Source organism: Kosakonia sp. AG348, from assembly GCF_003337365.1.
In the GTDB taxonomy this organism is placed as follows: Bacteria; Pseudomonadota; Gammaproteobacteria; order Enterobacterales; family Enterobacteriaceae; genus Kosakonia.
The window spans coordinates 1-5110 of sequence record NZ_QPJR01000019.1 but is presented as its reverse complement, the minus strand read 5'-3'; the positions used below and the strand labels follow the sequence as shown (position 1 = coordinate 5110).

Annotated in this window: 1 tRNA gene and 3 rRNA genes; all 4 read left to right on the top strand. The window is 53.5% G+C overall.

What is annotated here, in order from left to right:
* Positions 1-98: 98 nt before the first annotated feature.
* The 4 genes from DFO56_RS24405 to rrf all read left to right on the top strand — a co-directional run bounded on the left by DFO56_RS24405 (position 99) and on the right by rrf (position 5104).
* A 16S ribosomal RNA gene (locus tag DFO56_RS24405) occupies positions 99-1638 on the top strand.
* Between the two features lie 84 nt (positions 1639-1722).
* A tRNA-Glu gene (locus DFO56_RS24400) sits at positions 1723-1798 on the top strand.
* A gap of 192 nt (positions 1799-1990) precedes the next feature.
* Positions 1991-4897: ribosomal RNA gene (locus DFO56_RS24395) — 23S ribosomal RNA — on the top strand.
* 91 nt (positions 4898-4988) lie between these two features.
* Positions 4989-5104 (top strand): 5S ribosomal RNA (rrf, locus tag DFO56_RS24390).
* Together the 16S, 23S and 5S rRNA genes with 1 tRNA gene alongside form the textbook arrangement of a ribosomal RNA operon.
* Positions 5105-5110: the final 6 nt, after the last annotated feature.

The window sequence follows — 5110 nt, the reverse complement described above, 5'->3', positions numbered from 1 at the left end:
TGGATTCTTGACGTCCTCGGACGAAAAATGAATACCAAGTCTCAACGAGTGAACACGTAATTCATTACGAAGTTTAATTCATTGAGCATCAAACTTTTAAATTGAAGAGTTTGATCATGGCTCAGATTGAACGCTGGCGGCAGGCCTAACACATGCAAGTCGAACGGTAGCACAGAGAGCTTGCTCTCGGGTGACGAGTGGCGGACGGGTGAGTAATGTCTGGGAAACTGCCTGATGGAGGGGGATAACTACTGGAAACGGTAGCTAATACCGCATAACGTCGCAAGACCAAAGAGGGGGACCTTCGGGCCTCTTGCCATCAGATGTGCCCAGATGGGATTAGCTAGTAGGTGGGGTAACGGCTCACCTAGGCGACGATCCCTAGCTGGTCTGAGAGGATGACCAGCCACACTGGAACTGAGACACGGTCCAGACTCCTACGGGAGGCAGCAGTGGGGAATATTGCACAATGGGCGCAAGCCTGATGCAGCCATGCCGCGTGTATGAAGAAGGCCTTCGGGTTGTAAAGTACTTTCAGCGGGGAGGAAGGGAGTAAGGTTAATAACCTTATTCATTGACGTTACCCGCAGAAGAAGCACCGGCTAACTCCGTGCCAGCAGCCGCGGTAATACGGAGGGTGCAAGCGTTAATCGGAATTACTGGGCGTAAAGCGCACGCAGGCGGTCTGTCAAGTCGGATGTGAAATCCCCGGGCTCAACCTGGGAACTGCATCCGAAACTGGCAGGCTTGAGTCTCGTAGAGGGAGGTAGAATTCCAGGTGTAGCGGTGAAATGCGTAGAGATCTGGAGGAATACCGGTGGCGAAGGCGGCCTCCTGGACGAAGACTGACGCTCAGGTGCGAAAGCGTGGGGAGCAAACAGGATTAGATACCCTGGTAGTCCACGCCGTAAACGATGTCTATTTGGAGGTTGTGCCCTTGAGGCGTGGCTTCCGGAGCTAACGCGTTAAATAGACCGCCTGGGGAGTACGGCCGCAAGGTTAAAACTCAAATGAATTGACGGGGGCCCGCACAAGCGGTGGAGCATGTGGTTTAATTCGATGCAACGCGAAGAACCTTACCTGGTCTTGACATCCACAGAACTTAGCAGAGATGCTTTGGTGCCTTCGGGAACTGTGAGACAGGTGCTGCATGGCTGTCGTCAGCTCGTGTTGTGAAATGTTGGGTTAAGTCCCGCAACGAGCGCAACCCTTATCCTTTGTTGCCAGCGGTCCGGCCGGGAACTCAAAGGAGACTGCCAGTGATAAACTGGAGGAAGGTGGGGATGACGTCAAGTCATCATGGCCCTTACGACCAGGGCTACACACGTGCTACAATGGCGCATACAAAGAGAAGCGACCTCGCGAGAGCAAGCGGACCTCATAAAGTGCGTCGTAGTCCGGATTGGAGTCTGCAACTCGACTCCATGAAGTCGGAATCGCTAGTAATCGTGGATCAGAATGCCACGGTGAATACGTTCCCGGGCCTTGTACACACCGCCCGTCACACCATGGGAGTGGGTTGCAAAAGAAGTAGGTAGCTTAACCTTCGGGAGGGCGCTTACCACTTTGTGATTCATGACTGGGGTGAAGTCGTAACAAGGTAACCGTAGGGGAACCTGCGGTTGGATCACCTCCTTACCTTAAAGAACCTGCCTCTGCAGTGTCCACACAGATTGTCTGATGAAAAGTGAATAGCAAGGCGTCTTGCGAGCGAGACTTTACGTCCCCTTCGTCTAGAGGCCCAGGACACCGCCCTTTCACGGCGGTAACAGGGGTTCGAATCCCCTAGGGGACGCCACTTGCTGGTTTGTGAGTGAAAGTCACCTGCCGATGTATCTCAAAACTGACTCACGAGTCATGTTTGAGATATTTGCTCTTTAAAAATCTGGATCAAGCTGAAAATTGAAACACTGAACAGTGCGAACTGTTCTGTGAGTCTCTCAAATTTTCGCGACACGCGGATGTTTCACGAAACATCTTCGGGTTGTGAGGTTAAGCGACTAAGCGTACACGGTGGATGCCCTGGCAGTCAGAGGCGATGAAGGACGTGCTAATCTGCGAAAAGCGCCGGTAAGGTGATATGAACCGTTATAACCGGCGATGTCCGAATGGGGAAACCCAGTGTGACTCGTCACACTATCATTAACTGAATCCATAGGTTAATGAGGCGAACCGGGGGAACTGAAACATCTAAGTACCCCGAGGAAAAGAAATCAACCGAGATTCCCCCAGTAGCGGCGAGCGAACGGGGAGCAGCCCAGAGCCTGAATCAGCTTGTGTGTTAGTGGAAGCGTCTGGAAAGTCGCGCGATACAGGGTGACAGCCCCGTACACAAAAGCACACAGGCTGTGAGCTCGATGAGTAGGGCGGGACACGTGGTATCCTGTCTGAATATGGGGGGACCATCCTCCAAGGCTAAATACTCCTGACTGACCGATAGTGAACCAGTACCGTGAGGGAAAGGCGAAAAGAACCCCGGCGAGGGGAGTGAAAAAGAACCTGAAACCGTGTACGTACAAGCAGTGGGAGCATCCTTCGGGGTGTGACTGCGTACCTTTTGTATAATGGGTCAGCGACTTATATTCTGTAGCAAGGTTAACCGCATAGGGGAGCCGAAGGGAAACCGAGTCTTAACTGGGCGTTAAGTTGCAGGGTATAGACCCGAAACCCGGTGATCTAGCCATGGGCAGGTTGAAGGTTGGGTAACACTAACTGGAGGACCGAACCGACTAATGTTGAAAAATTAGCGGATGACTTGTGGCTGGGGGTGAAAGGCCAATCAAACCGGGAGATAGCTGGTTCTCCCCGAAAGCTATTTAGGTAGCGCCTCGTGAATTCATCTCCGGGGGTAGAGCACTGTTTCGGCTAGGGGGCCATCCCGGCTTACCAACCCGATGCAAACTACGAATACCGGAGAATGTTATCACGGGAGACACACGGCGGGTGCTAACGTCCGTCGTGAAGAGGGAAACAACCCAGACCGCCAGCTAAGGTCCCAAAGTCATGGTTAAGTGGGAAACGATGTGGGAAGGCCCAGACAGCCAGGATGTTGGCTTAGAAGCAGCCATCATTTAAAGAAAGCGTAATAGCTCACTGGTCGAGTCGGCCTGCGCGGAAGATGTAACGGGGCTAAACCATGCACCGAAGCTGCGGCAGCGACACTATGTGTTGTTGGGTAGGGGAGCGTTCTGTAAGCCTGCGAAGGTGGCCTGTGAGGGTTGCTGGAGGTATCAGAAGTGCGAATGCTGACATAAGTAACGATAAAGCGGGTGAAAAGCCCGCTCGCCGGAAGACCAAGGGTTCCTGTCCAACGTTAATCGGGGCAGGGTGAGTCGACCCCTAAGGCGAGGCCGAAAGGCGTAGTCGATGGGAAACAGGTTAATATTCCTGTACTTGGTGTTACTGCGAAGGGGGGACGGAGAAGGCTATGTTAGCCGGGCGACGGTTGTCCCGGTTTAAGCGTGAAGGTGTGTGTTCCAGGCAAATCCGGAGCACTTTAACACTGAGGCGTGATGACGAGGCACTACGGTGCTGAAGTAACAAATGCCCTGCTTCCAGGAAAAGCCTCTAAGCTCCAGGTAACACGAAATCGTACCCCAAACCGACACAGGTGGTCAGGTAGAGAATACCAAGGCGCTTGAGAGAACTCGGGTGAAGGAACTAGGCAAAATGGTGCCGTAACTTCGGGAGAAGGCACGCTGATACGTAGGTGAAGTCCCTCGCGGATGGAGCTGAAATCAGTCGAAGATACCAGCTGGCTGCAACTGTTTATTAAAAACACAGCACTGTGCAAACACGAAAGTGGACGTATACGGTGTGACGCCTGCCCGGTGCCGGAAGGTTAATTGATGGGGTCATCCGTAAGGAGAAGCTCTTGATCGAAGCCCCGGTAAACGGCGGCCGTAACTATAACGGTCCTAAGGTAGCGAAATTCCTTGTCGGGTAAGTTCCGACCTGCACGAATGGCGTAATGATGGCCAGGCTGTCTCCACCCGAGACTCAGTGAAATTGAACTCGCTGTGAAGATGCAGTGTACCCGCGGCAAGACGGAAAGACCCCGTGAACCTTTACTATAGCTTGACACTGAACACTGGTCCTTGATGTGTAGGATAGGTGGGAGGCTTTGAAGCGTGGACGCCAGTCTGCGTGGAGCCGCCCTTGAAATACCACCCTTTAATGGCTGGTGTTCTAACGTGGACCCGTGATCCGGGTTGCGGACAGTGTCTGGTGGGTAGTTTGACTGGGGCGGTCTCCTCCTAAAGCGTAACGGAGGAGCACGAAGGTCAGCTAATCCTGGTCGGACATCAGGAGGTTAGTGCAATGGCATAAGCTGGCTTGACTGCGAGCGTGACGGCGCGAGCAGGTGCGAAAGCAGGTCATAGTGATCCGGTGGTTCTGAATGGAAGGGCCATCGCTCAACGGATAAAAGGTACTCCGGGGATAACAGGCTGATACCGCCCAAGAGTTCATATCGACGGCGGTGTTTGGCACCTCGATGTCGGCTCATCACATCCTGGGGCTGAAGTAGGTCCCAAGGGTATGGCTGTTCGCCATTTAAAGTGGTACGCGAGCTGGGTTTAGAACGTCGTGAGACAGTTCGGTCCCTATCTGCCGTGGGCGCTGGAGAATTGAGGGGGGCTGCTCCTAGTACGAGAGGACCGGAGTGGACGCATCACTGGTGTTCGGGTTGTCATGCCAATGGCACTGCCCGGTAGCTAAATGCGGAAGAGATAAGTGCTGAAAGCATCTAAGCACGAAACTTGCCCCGAGATGAGTTCTCCCTGAGACCCTGAGTCTCCTGAAGGAACGTTGAAGACGACGACGTTGATAGGCCGGGTGTGTAAGCGCAGCGATGCGTTGAGCTAACCGGTACTAATGAACCGTGAGGCTTAACCTTACAACGCCGAAGGTGTTTTGGCGTGAGAGACATGAAATCAGCCTGATACAGATTATGTCGGGGCGTGAGAACGGTCTGACAACAGAATTTGCCTGGCGGCAGTAGCGCGGTGGTCCCACCTGACCCCATGCCGAACTCAGAAGTGAAACGCCGTAGCGCCGATGGTAGTGTGGGGTCTCCCCATGCGAGAGTAGGGAACTGCCAGGCATCAAA